The following is a 1,132-nucleotide window of genomic DNA, read 5'->3' as shown; positions in this document are numbered from 1 at the left end:
TCATGGCTTCCTAAACAGGGCTATTTTGGGCTAATGTTCCTTAAACATTATCTAAAACTAAGCGATGAAAAACTGTTAGAAAGATTTAATACCGACTGGGCAATACAATTATTTTGCGGCACTTTACTTTCTGATAATGAGATGATTAGAGACAATTCTTTTGTATCGAAAGCCCGTTCTTACCTAGGTAAACATGTAAATTTTGAAGAATTTCAGCGGAAAATTATAGAGAATTGGCGTGATGAAATTCCAGATAAAACTATTTTGTTACAGGATGCTACATGTTATGAAGTTTACATCAGATTTCCTACAGATATAAAACTTTTATGGGAGTCATGCCAATGGGTTTGGGAGAAAATGATTCCAAAAATTTGTCACAAAAACAAACTTAAAGAACCTAGGAGTAAGTTTAAAGAGCAACATAAAAAACACCTTATTTACAGTAAATTACGCAAAAAATCTTATCAAAAGACGAGAGTCAGAAAGCGAGCAAGTTTATATCTTTTATCAAAGGGTATAATTGAGTTACAAAGAATTATAAATCAAACTAAAGCATCGGAATGGAGTACAAATGAATCTAAAATATTTAAAACTATTAAGCAAATATATCAACAACAAAAGCATCATTATGATAATCCAAAAGTTAAAATTAGGGACAGAATTGTCAGTATTTACAAGCCATAAATTAGGCCCATAGTAAGAGGAAAAGAAAATAAACCAGTTGAGTTTGGCATAAAAGTTCATAAAGTTCAAGTCGGTGGTATTAATATGATTGAATACAGTAGCTACAGTGCTTTCAACGAGTGTAAATGATTGAAAATTAGCATACTTAAACACAAATCAAGTTTTGGCCGATGCACTCATATTTCAGCAGACAGAATTTATGCGACGAATGAAAACAGAAGGTATTGTACTAAGAATAATGTTACAACTAATTTTTGTCGAAAAGGAGCTGGCAAAGATGACAAACAAACTAAACAGGTAAAAAACATTTTAAACAAAGAAAGGAGCACGAGTTTAGAAGGAAGTTTTGGAACAGAGAAAGAACATTATTTACTTGATAAAATAAAAGCTAGAAACCCTCAAACTGAAAAAGTTTGGCTATTTTTCGGAATCCACACTGCAAATGCTG

General features: G+C 31.7%; 2 protein-coding genes. Both read left to right on the top strand.

The features are described 5' to 3' along the window. The coding region (locus FHS57_RS31625) for a transposase (protein ID WP_183980816.1) at nt 1–684 on the top strand (684 nt) is incomplete at its 5' end. A gap of 129 nt (nt 685–813) precedes the next feature. Continuing rightward, the coding region (locus tag FHS57_RS31620; protein ID WP_221225791.1) for a transposase at nt 814–1,132 on the top strand (319 nt) is incomplete at its 3' end.

The organism is Runella defluvii (assembly GCF_014195535.1).
GTDB classification, from domain to species: domain Bacteria; phylum Bacteroidota; class Bacteroidia; order Cytophagales; family Spirosomataceae; genus Runella; species Runella defluvii.
This window is presented reverse-complemented; position numbering and strand designations above follow the sequence as displayed.